The sequence below is a fragment of the Paenibacillus sp. FSL R5-0912 genome, assembly GCF_000758605.1.
Taxonomy (GTDB): Bacteria; Bacillota; Bacilli; order Paenibacillales; family Paenibacillaceae; genus Paenibacillus_AQ.
The window spans coordinates 2,610,344-2,634,736 of record NZ_CP009282.1 but is presented as its reverse complement, the minus strand read 5'-3'; the positions used below and the strand labels follow the sequence as shown (position 1 = coordinate 2,634,736).

General features: G+C 51.5%; 21 protein-coding genes. 5 read left to right on the top strand and 16 right to left on the bottom strand.

Annotated features, from left to right (window positions below):
- Window positions 1-67: 67 nt before the first annotated feature.
- Complete coding sequence (locus R50912_RS11015; RefSeq protein ID WP_042242110.1) at window positions 68-1,135, top strand: GerAB/ArcD/ProY family transporter; 1,068 nt, start codon at window positions 68-70, stop codon at window positions 1,133-1,135.
- On the opposite strand, the gene R50912_RS11010 is transcribed toward R50912_RS11015, so the two are convergent.
- The 3 genes from R50912_RS11010 to R50912_RS11000 all read right to left on the bottom strand — a co-directional run bounded on the left by R50912_RS11010 (window position 1,110) and on the right by R50912_RS11000 (window position 3,324).
- Window positions 1,110-2,102 carry a hypothetical protein gene (locus R50912_RS11010; protein ID WP_042234791.1) on the bottom strand — a complete coding sequence of 331 codons (993 nt, stop codon included), beginning with the start codon at window positions 2,100-2,102 and terminating at the stop codon, window positions 1,110-1,112. The genes R50912_RS11015 and R50912_RS11010 overlap by 26 nt on opposite strands.
- Before the next feature lie 14 nt (window positions 2,103-2,116).
- The gene (locus tag R50912_RS11005) at window positions 2,117-2,848 is read right to left on the bottom strand and encodes an alpha/beta fold hydrolase (protein ID WP_042234789.1); all 732 of its coding nucleotides are present in this window, start codon (window positions 2,846-2,848) and stop codon (window positions 2,117-2,119) included.
- A 140-nt stretch (window positions 2,849-2,988) separates the two neighbouring features.
- Complete coding sequence (locus R50912_RS11000) at window positions 2,989-3,324, bottom strand: hypothetical protein (protein WP_052416210.1); 336 nt, start codon at window positions 3,322-3,324, stop codon at window positions 2,989-2,991.
- 195 nt (window positions 3,325-3,519) lie between these two features.
- Between R50912_RS11000 and R50912_RS10995 the strand changes: the two genes are divergently transcribed.
- On the top strand, window positions 3,520-4,794 hold the full coding sequence (locus R50912_RS10995; RefSeq protein WP_042234787.1) for a S8 family peptidase: 1,275 nt from the start codon (window positions 3,520-3,522) through the stop codon (window positions 4,792-4,794).
- A 247-nt stretch (window positions 4,795-5,041) separates the two neighbouring features.
- On the opposite strand, the gene R50912_RS10990 is transcribed toward R50912_RS10995, so the two are convergent.
- From R50912_RS10990 to R50912_RS10975, 4 genes are all read right to left on the bottom strand, one after another.
- The gene (locus R50912_RS10990) at window positions 5,042-6,352 is read right to left on the bottom strand and encodes an amidase (RefSeq protein ID WP_081956454.1); all 1,311 of its coding nucleotides are present in this window, start codon (window positions 6,350-6,352) and stop codon (window positions 5,042-5,044) included.
- Between the two features lie 200 nt (window positions 6,353-6,552).
- On the bottom strand, window positions 6,553-6,996 hold the full coding sequence (locus R50912_RS10985) for a hypothetical protein (protein ID WP_042135502.1): 444 nt from the start codon (window positions 6,994-6,996) through the stop codon (window positions 6,553-6,555).
- A 53-nt stretch (window positions 6,997-7,049) separates the two neighbouring features.
- Window positions 7,050-7,487 carry a LytTR family DNA-binding domain-containing protein gene (locus tag R50912_RS10980; protein WP_042234785.1) on the bottom strand — a complete coding sequence of 146 codons (438 nt, stop codon included), beginning with the start codon at window positions 7,485-7,487 and terminating at the stop codon, window positions 7,050-7,052.
- A 230-nt stretch (window positions 7,488-7,717) separates the two neighbouring features.
- The gene (locus tag R50912_RS10975) at window positions 7,718-8,779 is read right to left on the bottom strand and encodes an alpha/beta fold hydrolase (RefSeq protein ID WP_042234783.1); all 1,062 of its coding nucleotides are present in this window, start codon (window positions 8,777-8,779) and stop codon (window positions 7,718-7,720) included.
- A gap of 320 nt (window positions 8,780-9,099) precedes the next feature.
- Here R50912_RS10975 and R50912_RS10970 point away from each other — a divergent pair, with 320 nt between their 5' ends.
- Window positions 9,100-9,747 (top strand): hypothetical protein, encoded by a 648-nt coding sequence (locus R50912_RS10970; RefSeq protein WP_042234781.1) that lies wholly within the window; start codon window positions 9,100-9,102, stop codon window positions 9,745-9,747.
- A gap of 496 nt (window positions 9,748-10,243) precedes the next feature.
- Here the strand turns inward: R50912_RS10970 and R50912_RS10965 are convergent, their stop codons facing one another.
- Window positions 10,244-11,146 carry a GNAT family N-acetyltransferase gene (locus tag R50912_RS10965; protein WP_042234779.1) on the bottom strand — a complete coding sequence of 301 codons (903 nt, stop codon included), beginning with the start codon at window positions 11,144-11,146 and terminating at the stop codon, window positions 10,244-10,246.
- A gap of 113 nt (window positions 11,147-11,259) precedes the next feature.
- Window positions 11,260-11,529: a CD3324 family protein gene (locus tag R50912_RS10960; protein ID WP_042234777.1), complete on the bottom strand. Its 270-nt coding sequence runs from the start codon at window positions 11,527-11,529 to the stop codon at window positions 11,260-11,262.
- A gap of 408 nt (window positions 11,530-11,937) precedes the next feature.
- Here R50912_RS10960 and R50912_RS10955 point away from each other — a divergent pair, with 408 nt between their 5' ends.
- Complete coding sequence (locus tag R50912_RS10955) at window positions 11,938-13,629, top strand: M3 family oligoendopeptidase (protein WP_042234775.1); 1,692 nt, start codon at window positions 11,938-11,940, stop codon at window positions 13,627-13,629.
- Between the two features lie 269 nt (window positions 13,630-13,898).
- On the opposite strand, the gene R50912_RS10950 is transcribed toward R50912_RS10955, so the two are convergent.
- The 5 genes from R50912_RS10950 to R50912_RS10930 all read right to left on the bottom strand — a co-directional run bounded on the left by R50912_RS10950 (window position 13,899) and on the right by R50912_RS10930 (window position 18,821).
- Complete coding sequence (locus R50912_RS10950) at window positions 13,899-14,288, bottom strand: iron chaperone (RefSeq protein WP_042234773.1); 390 nt, start codon at window positions 14,286-14,288, stop codon at window positions 13,899-13,901.
- Window positions 14,289-14,304: 16 nt separating this feature from the next.
- On the bottom strand, window positions 14,305-15,282 hold the full coding sequence (locus R50912_RS10945) for a phosphotransferase enzyme family protein (RefSeq protein WP_197073068.1): 978 nt from the start codon (window positions 15,280-15,282) through the stop codon (window positions 14,305-14,307).
- Window positions 15,283-15,338: 56 nt separating this feature from the next.
- A complete protein-coding gene (locus R50912_RS10940) occupies window positions 15,339-16,250 on the bottom strand; it encodes an alpha/beta hydrolase (RefSeq protein WP_231637820.1) in 912 nt (303 codons plus the stop codon).
- A 370-nt stretch (window positions 16,251-16,620) separates the two neighbouring features.
- Window positions 16,621-17,862 (bottom strand): RICIN domain-containing protein, encoded by a 1,242-nt coding sequence (locus tag R50912_RS10935; protein WP_042234769.1) that lies wholly within the window; start codon window positions 17,860-17,862, stop codon window positions 16,621-16,623.
- A 299-nt stretch (window positions 17,863-18,161) separates the two neighbouring features.
- Complete coding sequence (locus R50912_RS10930) at window positions 18,162-18,821, bottom strand: hypothetical protein (protein ID WP_042234767.1); 660 nt, start codon at window positions 18,819-18,821, stop codon at window positions 18,162-18,164.
- Between the two features lie 173 nt (window positions 18,822-18,994).
- Between R50912_RS10930 and R50912_RS10925 the strand changes: the two genes are divergently transcribed.
- Window positions 18,995-19,882 carry a fructose bisphosphate aldolase gene (locus R50912_RS10925; RefSeq protein ID WP_042234765.1) on the top strand — a complete coding sequence of 296 codons (888 nt, stop codon included), beginning with the start codon at window positions 18,995-18,997 and terminating at the stop codon, window positions 19,880-19,882.
- A gap of 395 nt (window positions 19,883-20,277) precedes the next feature.
- On the opposite strand, the gene R50912_RS10920 is transcribed toward R50912_RS10925, so the two are convergent.
- Together R50912_RS10920 and R50912_RS10915 are read right to left on the bottom strand one after the other, a co-directional pair.
- On the bottom strand, window positions 20,278-21,327 hold the full coding sequence (locus R50912_RS10920) for an Atu2307/SP_0267 family LLM class monooxygenase (RefSeq protein ID WP_042234764.1): 1,050 nt from the start codon (window positions 21,325-21,327) through the stop codon (window positions 20,278-20,280).
- 133 nt (window positions 21,328-21,460) lie between these two features.
- Window positions 21,461-24,391, bottom strand: a complete 2,931-nt coding sequence (locus R50912_RS10915) for an insulinase family protein (RefSeq protein ID WP_042234761.1) — start codon at window positions 24,389-24,391, stop codon at window positions 21,461-21,463.
- Window positions 24,392-24,393 lie beyond the last annotated feature (2 nt).

The window sequence follows — 24,393 nt, the reverse complement described above, 5'->3', positions numbered from 1 at the left end:
CCTAACAGCAGACCATACTAGACGTTAAGTCTAGACTTTTCTGAGAGAAGGTGGAATAGTGGCAAGTATGAACTCCAAACATCTGTTTTTCATCATCTGCAGCCTGGCGATTGTCACTCTTAAGACCTTCCCCTCATCGTTCATCCGGCTAGGCGGAAGAGATACCTGGATTGCCATGATTGCCGCTTCAGCCTGTATTCTTGTGTACATGTGGGTTATTCTGACGATTAAGAAGAGAACCCAAAATTATAACCTGCTCGACATCTATGCGAAATCACTCGGCAAATGGGGCGGCGGCTTTTTTTCTGTGCTTTTTTTGCTGACTCTTCTATTAACTATATTTGAAAGTGCGGGCGCTGAGGCCAGTGTCATTCACACCGGTTTCCAGCTGTTCACGCCCGTATGGGTCTTTATATTGGTCACTGCGGTAGCCACGGTCTATGTAGTCAAAAAAGGGATTGCTTCCGTAACGATTACGACCATTGTGGTGATCTTCTTCATCAGCCTGTCCGGTATGCTGCTCGCCTTCCTGACTCATAAATACAAGGACATGAAGTATATCTATCCGATTCTGGAGCATGGAGTTACCCCTGCACTGCTGCTGAGCACCCTGAAGATTCTCGGCGCACTGAGCTGTGTCACCATTATGATCCCTTACCTGGACAGTGTGCGGGACAAATCCAAGCTGCTCCTGCATACTTCGATTGCCCTGCTGTTCATTATCCAGATGCAGATCTTCTCGATGCTTGGTGTCATTACTACCTTCGGGCCGGACCGGGCAGTCAATCTACTGTTCCCCAAGCTGACACAGACCCAGATTATCAGTGCTTTTGGCTTCCTGGAGGCTGGTGAATTATTCGTTATGCTGCAGGTGGTCGCCGGCTGGTTCATCCGTTATATCGTCTGCTTCTTTGCTTTGATGGAGCTGATCCGGCTGTCGGGCCTCAAAATCAGGTTCAAGGAGCATTATATCTGCGCGCTGACGATCCTTTTCTCGTACCTGTTCTCGCGGGATTTGTTCGATATGTTCAAGCTGCTCGACTATCTGCTCTATATCCAGCTGGCCAACTTCCTGGTCATTCCGCTGATCCTCTACAGTATTTATTATTTCAAAAAGACTCCAGCTCAAGGTTGATAGTCTCCAGCATTCTGCCAATCGTATGGGTATCAAAGAATAAGCCTACACCGGCCGGTTTCGGCTCTGCGGAAAGATGATCGAATTGTGCGAAATCCCCGTACGGCCGCATTAGGTAAACGCGGGCCTCTTCATGCAGATCAGCCCAGGTCTCAAGCTTGTCCTGCTTGCTCAGATCGACTACATATACGAGCTTCCTGCCGAGATCCAAATACAGATAATCCCCGTTCCTGCGCGGCGGCTTAGGCCACCCTGAGCGCAGCAGAACCGGACGGCTGAATTCCTCCTGGGATAGATGAATGCTAATGACTTCCAGGGTGCCGGCGTCCACGGCGAGCGTCAGATGCGGCGCGAATCCGGCCAGGAAACGCAGCATCAGGGAATCCTTAAGGGAATCCTCAAACTTCCAGCCCAGTGGTACCCACCCAAGGTCGTCACCCGGCGGTTCAAGATAAAGTTTCCGCAGCAACTCCTGCAGTTCCCTTATCCCCTCTGCTTCGTAGGGTACTAAGGCCTTACTGTTAACCGGATAATTCACGACTGCCCGTTTAACGCCGTTTCGCCATCCACTGGTATCATGGTGGCGGTATAAGTCTTTCATCGGAGGCATAACGCATGTCGTTGTAGCCAAGAATAGGTCTCGCGAAGCTGGCTTCAGCTTCCGGAGAACCATTTCATCTCCCCTTCCAGGAATAGCATACTGCCGGGCTTCGGCATAATGCGGGCTTACTTCTTCCAGCACCCGTTTCACGGCTTCTTCGTTCCGCAGAGGAATAGATGTATACATATCCTCTGACAGCCAGACACTTGCAGCAATGAAATATTGCGCCAGTGCAGTCATTTCAACAGGCTGCTCCTGCGGCTCCATTCTGTGAATACTCTCCGGCGCCCGCAGGGAGCTGAAGTCGAAAGGCTCCAGCTCCGTGATATACTCAAGTCTCGTATGATTCTGAATCCAGTGATACATAGACTTACCTCCTCTTAGCGAAAAGTCTCAGACATCCATCTCTTAACCTCAGCTATATACTTCGCCTGTTCTTCATCCGGTATCATATGTCCCGACAGTGCAAACTCAACTACAGTGAAGCAGGGCACCAATGTACGATACTTCTCCAGTACTTCATCTGATATATCCGATGAGATCATAGAATCCGGATTCCTGCCGGCAAACAGCGTGACGGGAATTGCAAGCTGCGGCAGTTGTTCCGAGAAGTCCACCTCACGGGCTTCCCGCCCCATTCCCTGCAAGGCTTCCCGGCGAATATAGTTCAGAAGAGGCACCTGCTGATAGACAAGGCTGCTCCAGAACTCCACTGTTTCAAGAGACATGGCCCTGTGAACCGGCGGTTGATCAACCAGGATAAGGCCCCTCACCTGATCCTGATGCCTCAGACTCCAGGCAAGGGAATAGGCTGCTCCGCGTGAGAAGCCCAGCACAATATATTGTGCGAGCCCGCAATAATTAACTACAGTCTCAATATCGGACAGATGATCTTCCAGATCATAACCAGAATCCGGTGTAGAGCTTAAGCCGCGGCCGCGGAAGCTAAATGCAACTATATGACCCTGCAAATGGGACAGAAGCGGAATCGCCCGCTCCGCAGGTTCCCACAATCCACAGACCACTAATAGCGACGGCAGTTCAGCATTCTTCTCTCCACTCTCCAGCACATGCAGCGCCAATGATTCATTATGAATAAAATAGCTGTTCATTTGTGACTCCCCTCTGCTATGTATGATGAGTTCAATATTTCTATAATTTCACATTTCGCCGAAGGGTTCAAGGAAACATGTCCATGAGTACGCACGAAATAACAGCGCGCCTCCGAATTGACCGGAGGCGCGCTGTTGTCTTAGAAACGGGCTACAAAGAACTCACGGTTGGCAGGGACGAATTTCTGAGTACGCTGAACATTATCCGCGTCAATAATTCTAAGGGTGTAGCTGATAGTTGTCAGAGTGCTGATTGTGTTAAATTGCGCTACACCGAATTCATCAAACTGTGCCGTGGTAACGGTACCAGAGCTTCTGGTCAACGTAGCCGTCCAGCCTTGCGTTTCATAAGGGACATTGTTGTTGTTTACTGCGAGCACGATGAAATTGCTGAGAACCTGTTTGATCCGCCGTCTCTTAGGTCTTACTACCGCCGATGCTTTTGCTTTTTTGGCTATAAGGAGACGTTTTGCCATTAATGCTTTCTTCTCTGATTCTTTCAATTGCTTCACCACTTTCTGTTGGAATACAGTAGTAAATGCAACTGAAGAACCGGCCGACACGTGTTATTGCCTGATATTCATAGAAATGTAGCAGTGTCCTATATTCATAGATTCGTACCCACTGATCACCCGGCCGCATACTATGCTTCCATAGAGGTGATCACATTAATGACTGATAAGTTATGGGTTCAGCATCATACCGCCAAGCTTAACCGTCCGCTGAAGCAAAAGATCCGCAAGTCCTATACATCCACCGTGAAACCGGCTGCCCTTCCGGTCATTATACAGTTCAAGCATCCGCTGACTCCAGAGAGAATGAAGGCTCTTCAGAAGCATCTGGGGACACACGCTTTTCCGGTTAAACATCTGTTGCCCCTGCACCGCGCGGTTGCCTCACGTATTACGCTGAAATGTCTGGAGCAGGTATGCTGCTGGAACGGGGTGCATAAGGTCTATCTCGATGGCATCAAAAAAACCACCTTAAATGTCGCTACTCCGTCCATTGGTGCCACCGCCGTTCAGCGTACAAGAGGGCTTACCGGCAAAGGCGTCAATATCGCCGTGCTCGATACCGGTGTGTATCCGCATCCCGATCTGACCCGGCCTGTGAACCGGATTATAGCCTTCAAGGATTATATCAATCACCGGAAGTGTCCGTATGACGATAACGGGCACGGCACACATATTACCGGCGATGCCGCAGGGAACGGCTGGTCCAGCAAAGGTAAATACAGAGGGCCGGCACCTGAAGCAGGGATCGTCGGAATTAAGGTACTGGACAAAAACGGCGACGGTTATGACTCCACCATCATTAAAGCCATTGAATGGTGCATTGCCCGGCGCAAAAAGCTGAAGCTGCGCATCCTGTCCATGTCCTTCGGCGGACCGGTGAGCCCTTCTGCCAAGGACGATATCCTTGTCCAGGCGGTTGAGAAAGCCGTCAAAGCCGGACTCACTGTAGTTATCGCCGCCGGCAACAGCGGACCCGGGCGCAGAACGGTTGAGTCGCCCGGTATCAGTCCCTCCGCCATCACCGTCGGAGCCGTGAATGACCGCCGGACGGTGACGCAAAAGGACGACCGTATCGCCGTCTACTCCAGCCGCGGACCTGCTCCCGGCGGTAAAGTGAAGCCCGATCTTGTTGCCCCCGGCGATTCGGTGATCTCACTGCGCGCACCCGGCTCCCAGCTGGTCCGCGAACTGCCGGGAAATAAGGTTGGCAGGAAGTATTTCAAGCTGTCCGGTACCAGTATCTCCACGCCGATCGTGTCCGGTGCAGCTGCACAGCTGCTGCAGCTCCGCCCTTGCCTGACGCCCGGCCAGGTGAAGTGCCTGCTGAAGCGGAACGCCTTCTCCCTTGGCCTGAAGCCCAATACTGCAGGCAGCGGCGAGATCGATGTGCGCTTCCTGAAGCGCTGCGCCTCTAAGCCTACCGGCAAGTAGAAGCAGCCCTTAAGTGTGATGTAAGCAGCCCTTAAGCATAACGGAAGCAGCCCTTAAGCATAAGGGGATCAGCCCGCTTCCTTTTTGCTTAAGGGCATTTTTTATCCCAAAGCAACAGCGAATGGCCCGCGGTTAAACGGGAGGTGCTAAATATTGTACGGATTACAACTCGAATGCAGAGTTACCTCAATCTGAAATCCCCGGCCTGCGGATTAATGAATATCCCTGTGGAGAAATTGCTGGAGGCTTATGCGCTTGTGCATAAGTGAGGCCAGAGCTCCCGCGCCCAAGCCAGCAGTGTCTCGTCCTCCCCGTAGGTGCCGATGCACTGGAAGCCGAGCGGCATATTCCCGATCGTTGCAGCCGGCAAGCTGATTGACGGCACCCCGGCGAATCCCCAGATGGCAGGCATTCCTGCCCAGCCTGTATTGTTCTCCTCTACCTTGGGCGCCGTGCCTCCTTGGGCCGGCGACACCCACAGGTCGATGCCCTCCTGAACCATAAGTTCCTTCAGATCACGCCGCAGAATCATCTGCTGTCCCCGGTACTGCACCAGCTCCTCATCCGGAATCTGCCGGCCTCTAAGAATGGCCTCCTGAACCGGGAGGCCGTATTCTTCCCTATGCTCCGCGAACCAATGTTCATGCTCCCGCGCCAGCTCTCCCTCGATAAACCGAATCATGGCATCTCCATAGATGAATTCATCCTTCCAGGGCATATCCACGTGGCGGACTTGGTAGCCCAGCTGTTCGAGTACCCCTATCTGAGCGATGAAGACAGCTTTTACTTCCGGACTCATTAACTCCATGTACACCCCGGCGGGAACGCCGAGGACCGGCTTGCGGTCAGATATAGCGGGAATGGCTTCCCAACCCGGTACAAGCAGAGCTGCGGCGGCCTCCATACCAGGCAAATCTTGCGTGAAGAACCCGATGGTATCAAAAGAAGGCGAGAGCAGCAGCACCCCGTCCAGCTGAACCCGGCCATAGCTCGGCTTGAATCCGACCACGCCGCAGAAGGATGCAGGAGCGATGACTGAGCGCAGTGTCTGGGTACCAACCGCCAGCGGGCAGATTCCCGCAGCAACTGCAGCGGCTGAGCCTGCACTTGACCCGCCGGGAGTATGCGCGGTGTTATGCGGATTACGCGTTGCAATAGGCCCGTTATAGGCAAATTCCTCGGTAACTGTCTTCCCGGCAATCAGCGCGCCTAGGAAGCGGAGTCTTAGGACCAAAGAGCCCTCTGGTCCGGTCAACAGATCCGCGGGTAGCTGCGAACCGGCCCGGGTAGGCAGTCCCTCCACATGCAGCAAGTCCTTAACCGCCACAGGAACGCCGAATAAGGCCGGTTTGCTGTCCGCTTCGCTATAAGTATGCAGCAGCAGCGCTTTTTCCCGCCGAAGACGTTGTTCAACATCCGCTTCAGGAACAAAAGCGCGGATCTGCGGCTCGAGCTGTCCGAACCGCTCCAGGTACAAATTAAGCGATTTCTCAAGCCGGATTTCTGGTTCATCCGTACCATTCATCATCTCTATCAGTGATGAGTTGTTAAGCAGCATGATATCAGCTCCATGGAAGATTATGTATAACACCGTCTTAGTTACGCTTAACTAGCAGAATGGTAACAGGATTTTTGTATGTTTTCTAAATAAAATAAACCAAATAAAAAGCCTCCCAGGCAGATCCGGCACCAAGGCGGCTTTCGAACATTCGCTTATAAGGCTGCACTTGCGGAGGCTAACTGCTAACTGCTTACTGCTTATTTATCCCCGTCCTTCTTATACTCCTCCAGCTTCTGGTTCAGCTGCTTGGCTTCCCTTTTACCGTCAATGTGCATCATTGTGTAAACCATGGTTTTAACTACGAGAATTACGATGACGAACGGCACCAGTACTCCGTTATCGAGCAGCCGGGGACCTGTAGCGAACAGCCACAGCCATAGAATCACAAAAACATCGGCGAGGATAAAACAAATGTAGAAGCTGATTGTCTGTACTTTTTTATCAACCTCATAGGTATTCACCAGTGCATAGCGGAAGCAAGTAAATGCCAAGGCCCCCAGGAACAGCTGCATAAACAGCGAGCCGTTGATCGTCTCCGTAGAACTCAGAGCCAGCACAACCGCCGCAAGTACCGTCAAAAAGCCGCAGGCCGTTAACAGATCTTTCACGAAAAAAGATATATATTTACCGGTTGTAATCATGATATTCCCTCCCGAATATTAAGCATCTCATTTCTTCCAGCACGAATCATCTGCTACAGCCCTAATTTTTGTTTAAGCACAGGAACATACTGTCTGGAGATATAGACCTTTTCACCGTTTTGCAGCAGCGCTTCGTATCTGCCATAGAGTACCGGACTCAGTGATTTGATTTTGGCAATATTCAGGATGGTCGATTTGGATGCTCTGAAAAAGTCGCCATGCTCGAAATCCATTTCCAGCTCATACAGCTTAAGACGGGATTCATACACCTTCTCGTGGCAATAAATGAACACCTTATGATCCACCGCCTCGAAGTAATACACATCCCTTGGACTAATGATATGCAGCTGCAACTCGGTCATCCCGATCAGCTTTCTGGAGCTGGAGTTCACGGAGTAGATTAACCTGAGCAAAGATTCATCCGGGTCGTTGCACCTTAGAATAATTTCAGGCTCACCGCCCTCCGGAACGTTCTCAATTGTAATTTTCATCGCCCATCGCCTCCTGCGCTTCTCCTTACAGTTACAGTATATTTTTGCCAAAAGACTTATACAATGGCCTTTGCGCAAGCTGCGCTACAGCGGCTTCAAGCTGCAATTTCAGCAGGTCAGGATACTGTATACAAAAAGAAACGGCAGCACCGTCCTTTGGATTAGGATAGTACGCCGTTTTCTTCTCAGCTTCCGCTGCAATCGCTAGTGTGCCGCCCAGAGAACGTGCGCTATTGCGGTAATTTAGCCCATGTCTCGTTCAGCCACTGTGCAAACTTCTCTTTCTCTTCGAACTGCGGATAATGCGCCGACTGGTCGAACACCACGAACTCCTTATGCGGCGCCTCCAGCTCGTCCAGGTATTTACGAGCTTCATTCACCGAGGTCATCAGATCGAATTGCCCCATCACGAAATATACGGGAATACCAATCTGATCCACCAGCTCCGTGATATCATGCTCTGTTAACTCTGCCTGCAGGTTAAGCTCCGACATCGAATTCCCCTTGAAGAATCGAATGGCATCAAGCAAATTATACTCTGTACCGAACAGCAATCCCTGGAAGATATCCGCATTATCGTTAATCAGCCTTGCTGAACCGCCGTATTCGCGGATTTTATCCCGGGGGGTAATCTGTCCTCCTTCAGTAATCGGTTCCCTTAGCAGCTCCAGTTCTTCCGCCTCTGCGTCATTACCGGCAAGCCCCGCCTGAGCAATCATGAATTGCAGACTCTCCAGCTCGCTGTTAACCCAATTGGCCGTCTGGCCGATTCCGATATAGGCACTGAACTTGTCCGGTGCCTTGCTTGCCGCCTGTGTGGCTATGTATGTACCATAGGAGTGGCCGATCAGCAGCACTTTCTTCTGGTTGAACTCCTGCTCAAGATAATCCGTCAGCGCCAATAAATCATCTACCAGCATTTCTGACGACAGATTCGAATAGTCTTCTGAGAAATGATAGGACTTCCCGCTGCCCCTCTGGTCATACTGAACTACGGTGAAATTCTGCTCCAGCAGATCCTGATATTTCCGTACATACGGAGTCTCAGGGACCCCTGGCCCGCCATGCACAAAAATCACCAGCGGATTGCTCCGGTCCTTCCCCCGGATCATCACTTCCTGCTTCGTGCCGTTAATAGTTATCTGCTTAAGGATGCTTACGCTGTTGCCGCCTTTGATGCCTGGAGTCCATGTCGGGAAGACTAATCCGCCTCCTATGAGCAGGACGATTAGCAGCAGGCCAAACCATAATATCCGCAAAGCTATTCTTCGCTTACCTCTGTGTTTCTTCAATCTTGAATCCTCCTCAGTATTTACCAAGCCCTGATTTCCCACCTTATCACATCAATGGCAGATCAATTATGATCCAAGTCGCTTTCTGGCCTGAATATGGGGAGTGTTTCGATGTGAAATAAGATACCCTTGCTGTGCGGTAATACGGTATAATAACCGGTATAGGTCGTGAAGCACACGCCGCCGCAATAGAACGTTTGTCTGGAGCTAACCTTCCAGATACGTTGTATTGCGGCGGCTTTTCTTGTATCGGGATTGGATTGGATCGGATCGTATCAGGTCAGCTCAAGGGTCAAACTACTCGCAAGGGAGATGAGGCAATGTCGAGATTTGAACAGTACTATGATGAATGGCTGCAGGAACAGATTCATGCGGAGACAGGTGCAATTCGCTTGGAGCTGCTCCAAAAAGGTCTAGGGCACGGAACCAGAGAATTTCTTCGCTCTGTCTGGTTTCCCGCTATCGGAAATTTCAATCATCTCTTTCCGGAATGGGAGGTCCGGGATTTCAATAACGGCTACCGCTATTTGGATCTGGCGTATATGCCCGGTGGAGCAAAAGGCGGAATCGAGATCCAGGGCTTCGGCCCTCATGCCAGAGATCTGGATGTCAGAAGATTCAAAGACTTGTGCAGACGGCATTGTTTACTCGCACTGGATGGCTGGACCTTTCTGCCGATCGCTTACCCGTCCATCACGGAAGAACCTCAGCTATGCCAGCAGCTGGTGCTCGCTTTTATTGGCAGATTCATAGCCACGGACGTATCTGCATCCTTATCCTGGCTGGAGGCAGAGACCGTCCGCCTGGCCCGGCGTATGCTGCGGCCGCTGACTCCGCTGGAGCTTGCCCGGCACCTCAAGATATGCGACCGTCAGTCCAGACGCATTCTTCATGATCTCGTTGATCTGCAGATCCTGGATGTCGCGAGTGGTTCCCATCGGGCGCGGACTTACAAGCTTCGGCTGTAACGGAGTGAATCACCTGCAAGCGCAGGAGAGCACCGAGCCGCAATGGATACGACTATGCAATGGGTACAACTAGTAGTAACTAGTAGTAACTAGAGTATCTAGTAATGAGGTAACACTCGAGTAATAGGCAAGAAATTCCCGAGCCGCAATCGAATAACTGTTGAGCAGTAGGTACACCACTCCAATGAAGCGGACTGAGATGCGCTTATTTTGCTGAAAGTGGGGCTTTTCCAATAGCTCGCGGACTGAGATTCCTCTATTTGCTCCTAAATCACTCCAAAACACCCCTCCGAGCAGAAATAACGGATTTTCAGTCCGCGAACTACCCAAAACCGTCCATAAATCCAAAATAACGGAATCTCAGTCCGCGACTCTCCGCGACTCTCCGCCATTGTACAAATTCAACTACCGTACTCTCTACATATGAGGAGAGTCCACACTATTCTCCCTAATTTCAATCCTGTATTTTCATCCCCGCTATTTCATTCCCGCATTTTCACCCGCGTTCTTTCTCCCAGATGGTCATCTCTGCCTCCAGCCCAAAGCCAATCCTCCGGTAAAAGGGCTGCATAGGCCCCGTATAAGCTTTGACCATGCCCAGCGTCCGCAGGCGGTTCAGGCCTTCATATATCACGGCCCTGCCCAGCCCCTGTCTTCTGTAATTCACATGTGTTCCAACCGGTTCGAGCATGCCGATCCTATTGGCTTCATCCACAAAAATATTGCAGAAGGCCACGACCTCTCCCGCAGCGTTCACCAGCGACAGATCCAGCCCGGGGCGGTACCCCGGTGCTTCACGAAGTCCGCCATAATGCTGCAGCGTCTGCTCCGCTTTCTTCGTGCCTGCATAGTCAAAAGCCATAATATGCCCCTGCGCCTTCGCACGGTCACTGACTTCATCCCCGCAGCAAAGGGTGAATCCATGGGGAAGGTCTGCCCGGAATTCCTGATCCAGCGCGACCGAAATGATAGTATCACTTTCATTGCGCAGCAGCTTATATCCCCGGCTGCGCGCCATCGCTTCCAGCGCGGGCATGAATTTCGGAATGGCCAGCTTAGGGCTGTGCGGACTGGAACTCTTTTCTATGAATTCGAACATTTCGCCCAGTAACTCCTCCTGCGGCTCCAGCGTATCCAGCTGAAAATAGTAGTCCCCGTCACGGCAGACAACGGCGGCCAGCTCACCCCCCTCATCTTCCCACAGTCCTATATGCTGCTCCCAGCCGGGCAACATGCCCGCTCTCTTCTGAATAAAGAATATTTCAAATTCCCAGCGGGCAATGGACCAGCTGTTCGGCCGTTTCAGCCTGGAGTAGACCCGCGAAATATACTCCCGCACCTTCATCATATCTTGCGGAGTATAGGGTCTATATTCTGCTCTACCTGCTCTCTTAGTCATTTCATCCTCCAGAGGCTCTGTCATACCTTCATTCTACGGAACAGGCAGAGGACATTATATACCAAGCTTTTCTAGAATTGTTTTATCTCACAGCAAGAACCCGCAGATCAGCTCTACGGGTTCTTGGAATATACAATTTTACGGATGCTGTCTATGGATAATCCATATTGCTCACACAACTGGTTCATGTCCGCACCATCATGGAAACATTTGCGTATCTCATTGTTCCGGAGTCTGTAGAACCCTCTTGCCCCGGAGCTTTCGCCCCATTTTCTGCGGCTGCTCGTACGGGTGGGGATATACAAGGCTTCCCCGTGAATATATTGCTGAATCTCCTTCAGCAGGTGGTCTGGCAATAACGCTGCTGCATTTACACATTTCATCTTTGGCCCGCTCCTTAAAATAAAATTGATCTTTTAAGGGCAAAGCCTGTATGAATAACTGTACCAGTCTGTTACTTCAGGCGAATAAAGTCCGCTCCATGCCAAGCTTTCGCCTTAGTTATTCCACAGGCTTTGCATGGAGCGTGCCGTTCACATACTGGTTCATTCTAAACATGGTCCTTCACCTCCCAGGGCAGCGCTGACCGCCGCCGTATACAGTTACATTTTATGGATGCAGATCATTACTATTCTAAAATAATACCATCCGCAACACAACGTGGAAGTTTCACTGACCTTTCGCCTTGAGAAATTAAGTATAATTAAACTTTACTGTCTAAAAGTTGGTTTTTTGCGGGAGTCGATTATATAATGGGGTTTATATGGTAAAGAAAGGGTGCTGATAATCCAATGAAATTCTCAGAATACCGTTATGAACGTCCGGATGTGGAGCAATTTAAGACCGATTTCACAACCTTGCTGAAAGGCCTGGAGAATGGCAGTCTGGAGGAGCAGAAGGCCGCGGTTGCCGCCATGAATGAGCTCCGCAGCAAATTCGGTACGATGGAGACACTGGTCAGCGTCCGCCACTCGATTAATACCGAGGATGAGTTCTACAAGGCTGAACAGGATTACATGGACGAGATCGGTCCGGTGGTCCAGGAGTACATAACGGATTATTACAGAGCCCTTGTAAATTCCAAGTACAGAGCCGAGTTTGAACAGGAATGGGGAACGCAGCTGCTAAGCTTGGCCGAAATTTCCTTGCGTACCTTCAGCCCTGAAGTTATCGGAGACTTACAGCTTGAGAACAAGCTGTCTTCCGAATACGCCCAATTGATCGCCTCAGCCAAAATTAGATTTGACGGTGAAGAGCGTACCCTGGCCCAGCTGATCCCCTATGATTCATCGACTGACCGTTCTGTGCGCCAGGGAGCTTTTGAAGCCAGATATGCCTTCATGTCAGAGCATGAACCGGAGCTCGACCGGATTTATGATGAGCTCGTCAAGGTACGGGCCAGCATAGCTGCCAAGCTTGGATACAGCAGCTTTGTGGAGCTGGGGTATGAACGGATGATGCGTACGGATTACAATGCCGGGATGGTTGCTAATTTCCGCAAGCAGGTGCTTGAGAATATCGTTCCTCTTGCAACGAAGCTGAAGCAGCGCCAGAAGGAGCGTCTGGGTCTGGATGAATTGAAATTTTACGATGAGGGCATTAGCTTCAATTCCGGGAATGCTACACCCAAGGGCGATGCTGACTGGATTGTGGTTAACGGAGCGAAGATGTACAAGGAGCTGTCACCGGAAACCGATGAGTTCTTCACCTTCATGCTGGACAATGGGCTGATGGATCTGGTAAGCAAGAAGGGCAAGCAATTCGGCGGTTACTGTACCTACTTCAGCGACTATCAGGCACCGTTTATTTTCTCCAATTTCAATGGAACCTCAGCGGATATTGATGTGCTGACCCATGAAGTGGGACACGCCTTCCAGGTATATTCCAGCCGCAACTCCGGCGTTCCGGAATATGCCTTCCCAACCTTTGAAGCTGCAGAAATCCACTCGATGAGTATGGAATTCTTCGCTTGGCCGTGGATGGACCAGTTCTTCGAACAGGATGCGGACAAATACCGCTTCAACCACCTGGCAGAGAGTCTGTTGTTTATTCCTTATGGTGTCTCTGTCGATGAATTCCAGCATTTTGTCTATGAGCACCCGGAGGCGACTCCGGCTGAACGTAAGCAGGCCTGGCGGGAAATTGAGCAGAAATATCTGCCCCACCGCGATTATGACGGCAACGTCTATCTGGAGCAGGGCGGCTTCTGGCAAAAGCAGGCGCATATCTACCGGTCTCCGTTCTACTATATTGACTATACGCTGGCCCAGCTCTGCGCCTTCCAGTTCTGGAAACGCTCGAATGAGGATTTCACATCCGCATGGTCGGATTATCTGCGCCTCTGCCAGGCTGGAGGAAGCCAGTCCTTCACGAAGCTGGTAGAGCTTGCCGGACTGATCTCACCGTTCGAGGACGGCTGCGTCAGCTCCGTCATCGGGGATATTGAGAGCTGGCTGAACAGCATTGATGATAAGTCGCTGTAAGCAGAGAATCCCCTATGACAGCAAGGCTACTGAACAATTAACTTAAATAAAAGATGCTAAAAACGAGCCTCTGGAATCACTTCCAAGGCTCGTTGTGCATTCCCGGAAAATACAAATCCCCGATGTTTCAGCGGGCCCGGACTTTACTTTACCAGTTCGTATAGGATAATTATTCTGTTCGGTCCATGAACAGCCTGTTCCTCCTGCAGCTGATTGTGGTAATAGACATAGCTTGCTACCCTCTCTGCCTCCCGGTCTGCCATAAGCACTTATTTCTTCTTCTTCGCCTTACCCGCTGCCTGCTGCTGATTCTCTTCCACTCTGAATTTAACGATCCTCGTAATGAGTTCATAGGGAAGCGGCTCATGAATCGGAAATTGCACAGAGCCTTTGGCCCCTTTATATTTCGCAAGTTCCTCTTTGAACGCTTCAATTCCCTGCGGTGCCGGATAGAATCCAATGTGATTCTTGAATGCGGCGAAATGCACCAGATTCTTATGCAGGAAGAAGGTTGGCATCTGATAGCTGATCTTCTCTTCTGCCTCTGGCGCTGCCTCCCGGATGACCTTGCGCAAGGTCTGCAGAATCTCCTGGACCTCTGGTGCATAGGCCAAAATATATTGATCGACAGATTCATAGGTGACTTTATTCTCTTCCATCGGGGCCCAACTCCTTCTATTTCATACTTAAGTTCGTAAGCCATTGCAGGCAAAGCGGAATGAACGCTTCGTAATCCTTCAGCGCTTGCAGCGTAGGCAGCACCTGGCTTGTCCCAAGCTCCCGCTCCGCTTCATCCGGGCCTTCCAGCCCCAGCGACCGCCGGATGCTGTAATCCAGCCAGCCCAGCTTCCCGTGGTAACCGCTGATTAGCACCTCCGGCCAGGGGTCACGTGTCCCTCCCCCATGATTACGGTAAGCCTGAATCAGCGCACAGAAGGCCTCCTTGCGGATGTGACCACTCTCAAAGTCTGACCAATAGAGTGCCACTTCAACCAGCTCCTGCGCCGGGTTGATCCAGCCCGCAGCCTCCCAGTCAATAATAACGGGCCGGCCGTCATGATCCCACAGCACATTCTTCAGGTCCAGATCCCGGTGGCTGATAATCCTGTTGCCATTAAGGATCGGCATAGCAGCATTCACCAGCTCCTCATAGCGGTAGAGCTTGTCCAGAGCAGCCATAAGGGAAGCGGACCATGGAAGATCCATCGCCTGACCTTGTACGGCATACCCTTTCCAATCGGTCTGCAATTGTTCCGCTGTGCTATCCCTATGGAGCTCATTATGGAGCGGAGAGAAGTCCGTGGCATGTATAGCCGCGAGAGCTTCCCCCATAGTAACGCAGTGCTCCAGCCCCGCGTTGCCTGCAGATATAGAGCGGCCTTCAATCCATGGAAACAGCAGATAATACTGCCCGTCCACTTCATGCATACAGCTCCCCTCATGCAGCAGAGCCGGGAGAGCATTTATTCCATGTCTGCTTGCGAGCTCCGCGGCCTTCTCGGCGGCTGTCAGGTTGTTCATCACTGATTCCCGGAGCATAATCTGCGGATTCAGCGCTTTCACTGCGTACTCTGCCTGATCCGTGGTCATCCGGTACATCCGGTGCAGGAACCCGCCGAAGATCCGCTCCGGCTCAGTGCGCAGTGACCCCAAGTTATATGTAGCACATAGCTTTTCAAAATTCAATTTATAATTCGTAAGCATCATCGTCAGTTAGTCCTTCCGGCATAAAAAATCAAATACTCATCCAAGTGGGCTCTCCAGTACTCCCCATCATGTTCCCCTGCTCTCAGGTGATATTCAACCGGCACCCCCTTATCCTTAAGCAGTGTATATAATTGCTCTGCACCTTCATAGAACCGGTAGTTGTCCTCTTCCCCGCAATCCAGGTATACTGCCAGATCACTTAAATCCCTATCCTTCGCCAAAATAAGCGGATCACGCTCCTGCCGCTCTGCTTCTGTCGGATACAGGAATCTGATCAGGCCGTATTCACCGCCGACCGAAGACCAGTCATCCAGAAACAGCGCCGGACTATGCCCGCCTGCCCTGCTGAAGACATCGCTGTGCAGCAGCGCGGCATGCAGGCTTACAAAGCCGCCCATTGAGATGCCGCCAATATAACGCGAATCCCGCTCGGCTAACGTGCTGAAATGCGAATCCACATAATTCACAACATCCTTCACTAGATAATCTTCATACATCCCGTTAGAGGTCGTCAGGGGGTCACCAGGATCATTCGGTGCATATGCAGGAGAAGAATTCAGCCCATAGCTGTTATCCATCTGCGGGGAGACGATAATGAGCGGATTGATCTGACCTGCTTCAATCAGCCTGTCTGCATTGAGATGCAGCCCCAGCCCGGCGATCATATCCGTTTCTTGGCCGCCGTAGCCGTGGATGAAATAGAGGACCGGGTAATGCTGCTTCGCACTGTAGCCTTCGGGCAGGTAAATACTGAGCCGCATCTCCCGATCCAGCGCCTCACTGTGGAACGTTAAATTTTGAATTCCGGGGCTCTGCTGCGGTGCTGCTGACGCAGTCCCTTCAGTTGCGGCTGCGGACGCTTCCGGGGAAGCTGTCTGGACAGCCGCTGAATCTGTACCGGAAGAACAACTCACAAGGGACATACAGCATATTAGCATGATTAGTATTATCAGCATCATTAAGTTAGACCTGGCATTTCCGCGGCTTTGCATAAATCGCCTCCAATATTCCATTTATCCCACCATATAATAACGCTTACAATAAGCATTATCACATCAATGAATATTTAGGGTATGACTATTCTGCCGGCTGAAGCTGGATCAAGCTGGAACCCAGTCCGCTTCAGCAAGAACATCCGCTTTGAATAATATTATTCTAATATAACCACGTACAAGCACGAAAGACCGCAGCTTCCGCGGTCTTTCGTCCCTATCTATAAACAGTCCCATTCGCATCCCGGTCTGATGAGCGGGAAGATGCTATTAGAGTTAGAGTGAGGCTTCCCTAGTTAATCTTGGTGAGCAGCCACTTCTGGGCATCTGTTCCGTTGTCGGTCCATTGCTGCACTACCGCACCATCCGCTGTAGAGGACGAGGAGACATCCATAGCCAGCCCGCTCGCTTTGGATATAAGCTTATAGTAACCGCCACCTACATCGATGATGCTCCAGCGCTGGGCATTGCTGCCATTGTCATTGGCCTGCTGCAGCTGGACGCCGCTTGCAGTGGAGGCATTCGGAACATCCAGCACCTTACCGCTATGCATCGCAGTAAGCTTGTAGAAGCCATCCCCTGTGCTCTCCACTCTGAACTGCTGGTTGCTGGCAGTATAATTAGTCCACTGGTGCATTTTGGCCCCGTCTGCCGTGGAGACATCCTTCACATCCAGCACTTTGCCGCTTACTTTGGACATTAATGTGTATACTCCGCCGCTGACAATACCGGTCGATGGAGCGCCTGCCTGATACACACGCACATAGTCAACCAGCATTTGTGCCGGGAAGCTGGTAGCACTGTTCGGTGCGCCCGGCCAATTGCCGCCTACCGCAAGGTTCAGCAGCAGGAAGAACGGTTTCTGGAATTCCTCTGTATTGCCTGTTCCGTTCTCAATATAGAATTGATTGAACTGGTTGCCGTCAACGAACCACTTGATATATTTCGAATCCCACTCCACGCTGTACACATGATACTGGGAGAAATCCAGACTTCCGGACACCTGCCCGTATTCGGCATGCCCGCCTGCATCCCAATGCACTGTACCGTTGACGAAGGCGTTATTATTCACCCGTTCCATAATATCCGTTTCCCCGGAGGCCGGCCAGCCGGCCGTGGTGATATTGGAGCCCAGCATCCAGAATGCAGGCCATAACCCCTGACCGGAAGGCAGCTTGATTCTGGCTTCTATTTTGCCATAGGTGAAATTCTTGAGGCCCTGCGTCTTGATCCGTGCTGAGGTATAATTCATGCCGCCATAGGATTCCTTCTGCGCTGTGATTACAAGATTGCCGCCGGTAACCTGCAGATTCTGTGTCCGGTTCGTATAATATTGCAATTCATTGTTTCCCCAGCCGCCGCTACCGGTGCCGGTCTCGGCAGTCCAGTTGGCGGTATTCAGGGAAGAGCCGTCGAACTCATCGCTCCAGGCCAGATTCCAGGTTGATGCTGCGCTGGAATTCCCCGCAGGCACCAGTGCGATCAAAAGCGTGAACAGCAGAAACAAACTTAAGACTTTTCCTCTTCTCAACATCGTTGTCCTCCTCTTTGCTATTCAAGGTTGCCCATCCTATTTCAATGCACGTGTACGTTCGTGCAGTTGAAACCTAACCCAACCGGTTTCGGAAAATGGCATTTGAGAACGTCTTCATCCGCTACACCCCATATATATCGTTTTTACTCCCGGTAAGAACTGTAATTTTGACAATTCAGCGAACCCGGCAGAAACGGAAGGAGAAGTGACCGTATGGACCTATGTACTTTTATCTTTGCAGCAAAAGACCGCTTCCATAGAGGAGCGGCCTGTGCTTATCTTACTCTTTTACCTGCATTTTACTCCATTCCGTGTTCTTCACGGATTTTGTACAAGCCCTGCAGCAGCAGCTCCGAAGGATCGCGGTTCAGCTGTAAATGCGTCAGCAACAGATGAAGCGGAATCGCGCATACGTTGTTCCCGTCAGTGATTGCAGGGAATCCTGCTTCAAAGACCGGTCCGTGCTCCGGGTTAAAGGCCAGGCCTGCATGAACCTGCTCCGGTGCGAATTCTTCACGGACAGCGGCGATGCACATGGGAACCAGTACATTATCAACAACGGCCTTGGCTTCCTCTTCACTCGGAAGAGGCTTAGGCAAGGAGTTGCCTCCCTTGGTCTTCATCAATTCGTGGAAGAAGGAGGCCATCCAGATTTCCGGACTGCTTCCGGACTGGAATCTGCCGGCCAACTCACGAAGGAAGAACCCGCAGTAATAATCATCGTTGGCACTGTCCTTGACACGATACACAAACACCGGGCCGTAAGTATCCAAATTCAGAACCTGGCCTTCCACTTCACTGAAACTCATTTTTAGAGCTACAATGCCGTTATGAAAAACAGCCTTCAGCAGCTCGTTCCATTTCTCTTCGGTCATGACCTTCTCGGCAGCTTCTGCTTCCCCGTTTGTTGCCTCATTGGCGGTCTCATTGGCTGTCTCATTGGTTGTTTCATTTGTCATAATTATTTTCACCCCTCTTCCTATCATACCATCCTATTGAACAAGGTAACATACCATATCTCTCAACTCAAATGGAAAGCTCTGCCGGCTCAAATGTATGTCCCTAATCAAAAGTGCTATACTAAACAGATGGAGTCACCATTTCATTTCGTAGAAGGGAAGGACAAATATCCATGAATACGAAACAATTGGACAGAATTCACACAGGCCAAGGCTTTATAGCTGCTCTGGATCAGAGCGGGGGAAGCACACCCAAAGCGCTGCTGCAATACGGCATTAAGGAGGACCGCTACTCCGGTGACGAAGAGATGTACGCGATGGTCCACGGGATGAGAACACGCATTATTCAGAGTCCCGCATTTAATTCGGAGCATATCCTCGGCGCTATTCTTTTTGAGAACACGATGGACCGTTTCATAGACGGACAATTAACCGCCGATTATTTATGGGAACAGAAAGGCATCGTGCCTTTTTTGAAAATCGATCAGGGACTGGCCGCGCAGGAAAATGGGGTTCAGCTCATGAAGCCCATTCCCGGTCTGGATGACCTGCTGGAACGGGCGGTCAAGAGGAACATCTTCGGCACCAAGATGCGCTCAGTGATCCATGAAGCTAACGCGGAGGGTATCCGGCAAGTCGTAGAACAGCAGTTTGCTGTCGCGGAGCAAATCGCCGGTTACGGGTTGGTTCCGATCATAGAACCGGAAGTAGACATTCTCAGCCCGGACAAAGCAGCGTCCGAGCAGCTGCTGAAGCGGGAACTGGCCGCCCAATTATCCACTCTGGAAGAGGGCGTCAAGGTCATGCTGAAGCTGTCACTTCCGACCGAAGATAATCTGTACAGCGAACTCGCTGCAGATCCGCATGTAGTCCGCATCGTGGCATTATCCGGGGGCTATACCCAGGCAGAAGCGAATGAGAAGCTGGCCCGCCAGCACGGACTCATTGCCAGCTTCTCGCGCGCCCTGTCCCAGGGACTCAGCGATCAGCAGAGTGACGATGAATTTAATAGCATACTTGCTGCATCCACCCTTGCGATCTACGAGGCTTCCATAACTTGAAGCCTCCACCGCTCCGCCTTTTCTCTTAAGTTTCCCACCCAATCTATAGAGTTGCTTGATTAGCAGACGAAGACCCCGGGACTAATGTCCCGGGGTCTCATTGTTATATAAGCCAAACATAAGACCAACTCCAAAGCAGTAACCGCCCATTCCTAAAGATCCATCAGAACGGAATAAACTAAAATGTTGTAAGGATTGCAACTTTGAGCCTGCGATGCCTGGGGCTACGGGTGAATTGTTGTATGAAATACAGGAATTCTCCCGCTAAACCGCTTGGAGAAGGAGTAATGCTGTATTTCATACAACATATTCCATATTAGCGCCGGTTAGTGAAGAAAATGTTGTACTTTGTGCAGGATTTTGCGATCAACGAGAAATCTCTCGCGCAACAGCAGCTATACGTTCTTCAAACGGGCGGCTTCCGCCCGCACAATTGGCGCCACTTCAGTTCCGAAGAGGCGGATCGCCTCCATAACCTCCGCATGCGGCATGGAGCCGTGTGGCACATGCAGCAGGAACCGCGTAATCCCCACGTGCTGGTATAGGTGGATGATTTTGCGGGCAACCGTCTCCGGACCGCCGACATATAACGCTCCGTCAAAGCTGCTCGCCGCATCATAATCCGCACGGTGATAAGGCGGCAGCCCCTTCTCCACCGCCCGGACATTCGTCCGCGCGTGAGTGGACGGGAAGAACTTCTCTAGCGCCAGCTCATTGCTCTTCGCAATGAAGCCATGCGAGTGCGAGGCAATCGGCAGCTGTGACACATCATGCCCGGCCTTGGCCGCTGCTTCCTTGTACAGCCGTACATGCGTAGCATAATCCGAAGGATTCACATTGCCGATAATCGCCAGGGCAAACGGCAAGCCCAGTGTGCCGGCACGGACCGCAGACTCCGGACTTCCCGCACTCGCAATCCAGACAGGCAGGGGATTCTGCTCCGGACGCGGATAAATCCCCAGATTATGTATCGCTGGACGGTGCTTCCCGCTCCAGCTCACCTTCTCCGACTCGCGGAGCTTCAGCAATAAATCCAGCTTCTCGTCGAACAGTGCTTCATAATCCTTCAGATCATAGCCGAATAACGGAAACGACTCCACAAACGAGCCACGGCCCACCATAATCTCGGCACGGCCGTTCGAAATCCCGTCCAGTGTGGCGAAATCCTGAAATACACGCACCGGATCAGCTGACGAGAGAATCATGACTGCACTGGTCAGGCGGATTCTGTTCGTCAGCGGTGCAGCAGCAACCATTAGAACCGCAGGCGATGAAGCTGCAAAATCAGGCCGGTGATGCTCACCTACGCCGTATACATCCAGTCCCACCTGATCCGCGAGCACGATTTCCTCCACCACTTCACGCAGCCGCTGCGCGTGGCTCAGGGTCTCACCGGTATTCACATCAGGCGTTGTCTCGACAAAGGTGCTTATTCCAAGTTCCACTTGTTGTTCCTCCTAAAAGTTATGTTAGCATCTGCTCCATGGGAGTCCCCTTCGCAAAACTTGCTTCGAAAGCATACGCCTAGTCGTAATCCTTATATTTTAAATCTAAATAGTTAAATATTCAAAAACTAAATTACTTCACCAGTTCCTCCAGGCTGCCGAAAAGATCCCGGACTGATTTCAGCTTCGACTCGTTACCGACCACACAGAAGTAATTCTGCTGCGTCACTGCCTGTAGTAGGCCGGCATATTGCCTGATATCTTCGGAGGTTGTTGATAGAATTTCATTCCGTTCCTGCTGCAGGTCTGCACCGGTAATCTGCTCGAAATAATACCGGTCCGCCTGCCGGCCCTGTGCGCCGGGACTCAGCGGCTGGTCAACCATCGCCAGCGTGCCGATGATCGCCTTCGTCATCTCCTCTTCATCTGCTGCAAATTCTCCGGCAAACAAATATGCCCGGTCATAAATCTCCAGCGTCTCCTGCAAATTCGGATCACGGTAAGAAGTAAACAGGAGCACACCGTCTCTGCGCAGAACGAGATTGCCGCCATAAGCTCCGCCCTTGACCCGGACAGCATTCCACAGATAGGTCAGGCTGAGGATTCTTTTGAGCACCTGCAGCTTGCCGGAATAAGCAAACCCCAGCTTCGTGAAGTCATATCCTTTGACCACATACTGCACCTGGCTGGCAGACATGAACCCTTCGTTGCCCGCCTGGTCCAGCGCAGGCAGCAGCGGCAAGAACTTAACCTGCTGGTCCCGCAGATCCAGCTGCGCCAGGTGTGCAGTGAATTCCGCATACGTATCCAGCGTTCCGGTTACGGACAGTGTTACATTCTGTGTATTAAACAGAACCCCGCAGATTCCCTTCAGAATATCCGCCAGCTGATCAGCCTCCTGGTCAATCCGGCCGGCCAGCTCTTTGATGAAGCGGTAATAGGCCATACCGCCGAGCTGCTCCTCATACATCCCTCTATCCGTGAAATAAGAGAGCACCCGGCCGGCTGCGATTTCATTGCCTTTCTGGTTCAGCATTGCTTCCATGCCGGAGGCTTCCCGGCGGACAATCTCCTGCAGCTTGGATAAATTATTCAAGCTGCTATTGTAGAGCAGCTCGTGCAGCAGCTTCAGGGAACCGCCGATGTTGCCTTGCATGACCTTGATGCGGGCGCTGAATTTGGGCTGGTAGCTTCCTTCGCCAGCTTTGCCGGACCCAAATATCTCATTCTGAAAGCGGATGCCGCCGGTTGTGATCCCGATTTCACTGGTCAGCTCTTCAATGCTGTAGGCCGCAGTCTCCAGTTGCCCCAGTACCCTCGCCAGCAGTTCCAGATAAGGAAGCTGTTCTGCCGCCAGAACCCGGGTGTCCCAATACAGTTTAATATAGGCGATGGTTCCCGCAGCCGCTTCATGATGCAGCACTGTGATTCCATCCAGCCTATGCTCCTGGGTGGGTGCCCCAGGCGGAGCGCTGCGGTCAATGTCCTGAAGGGACAGCTTCGGAAGCTTCTGCAGATCCTCCGCGGCATCCGGACGGTTCTGCCGGGCCAGCAGCTTCTGCGTATTCAGCACCAGCTCTTCGAGCTGTACCGGCGTCAACGAGGCTTTATATGCAGCCAAACGGCTGCGGGCAGCCGCCTCTTTGTCTGCCGCAAGGGTCTGCAAAGGCTTCAGGACAACGACGCTGCAGTGGTCGCTATTCAGCAGATAGGTCTCGATCAGCCGCTCGAAATACCGGTTTGTACTTTGTTCGCGGATAGCCGAAATTGCAGCTTCATACTCCAGATACGTGGACGGCAAGCCATCGTACAGCCAGGCCTTCATCACTTCCATATTATAGGTCAGGCCCTTCGGGTACTGGTTGAAGTCCGCTTCCCGCAGTTCAAATTCCTTGCTGTTCACCGCAGCCAGCACCAGCTTCTCATCTAGTCCGTCCGCCGCAAGGCGGCTTAAAGTCGTTCTGACTAGATTCACGAAGGCCTCTTTGGCGGTAGGATTAGAATGGGTCAAAGCAATGCCCAGCATAGGCTGGACCATACTGTCGGAATAGAAAGAGACCACATCCTTGCCGAGTCCGCTCTTCAGCAAAGCTTGTTTCAGCGGAGCGGCGTTACTGTCCATCAGCATGCTTTTCAGAATGGCAAAGGCCAGATTAAGCTCCCGGTCCTGGGAGGTTCCGATTACATAGTTCAAACTCACGTATGTCTTATCAGCGGCGGTTTCGGACTCCAGAATGGGATACTCCGCCGTAAGCTCGGTTATTCCTGTCGGCTGCTGCAGGGCAATCCCCGTATCGATATCCTTGCGGTTATAGCGGCTGAGATATTCCTCGTGGATGAATTGCAGCCTCGCTTCGATATTCAAGTCTCCATAGAGATAGAAATAACTGTTGGACGGGTGGTAATAACGGCTGTGCGCCTCCAGGAACTGCTCATAGGTCAACGCAGGGATATGTTCCGGATCTCCGCCGGAGGAATGACGGTATACCGTATCCGGGTAGAGCGACTTTTTGATCCGGTCGATTAATACCGTGACAGGTGAGGAATAAGAGCCTTTCATCTCGTTGTAGACGACACCCTTATAGATCAGCTCATCCCCGGAACGCGGCAGCTCGTAATGCCAGCCCTCCTGCTCAAAAATCTCCCGCTGGCTGTAAATGTTCGGCTGGAACACGCTGTCCAGATAAACCTCCATTAAGTTGGCAAAGTCCTGTTCATTCCGGCTGGCCACCGGATACATCGTCTTGTCGCCAAAGGTAAAGGCGTTCAGAAATGTTTTCATCGAGCCCTTCAGCAGCTCTACAAACGGTTCCTTTACCGGATACTTATCCGAGCCGCACAGGACCGAATGCTCCAGAATATGAAACACTCCCGTGCTGTCCGCAGGCGGAGTCCGAAAAGTGACACTGAACACCTTGTTATCATCCTGATTCTGTACGTATAGCAGCCGCGCGCCGCTCTGCTGATGCTCCATCGTATATACCGAGGATTCGATTTCCCGGATATACTCCTGACGCATGACTTGAAACCCGGAATAGACTTGGCCTGTGATTAAGCTGCTCATAG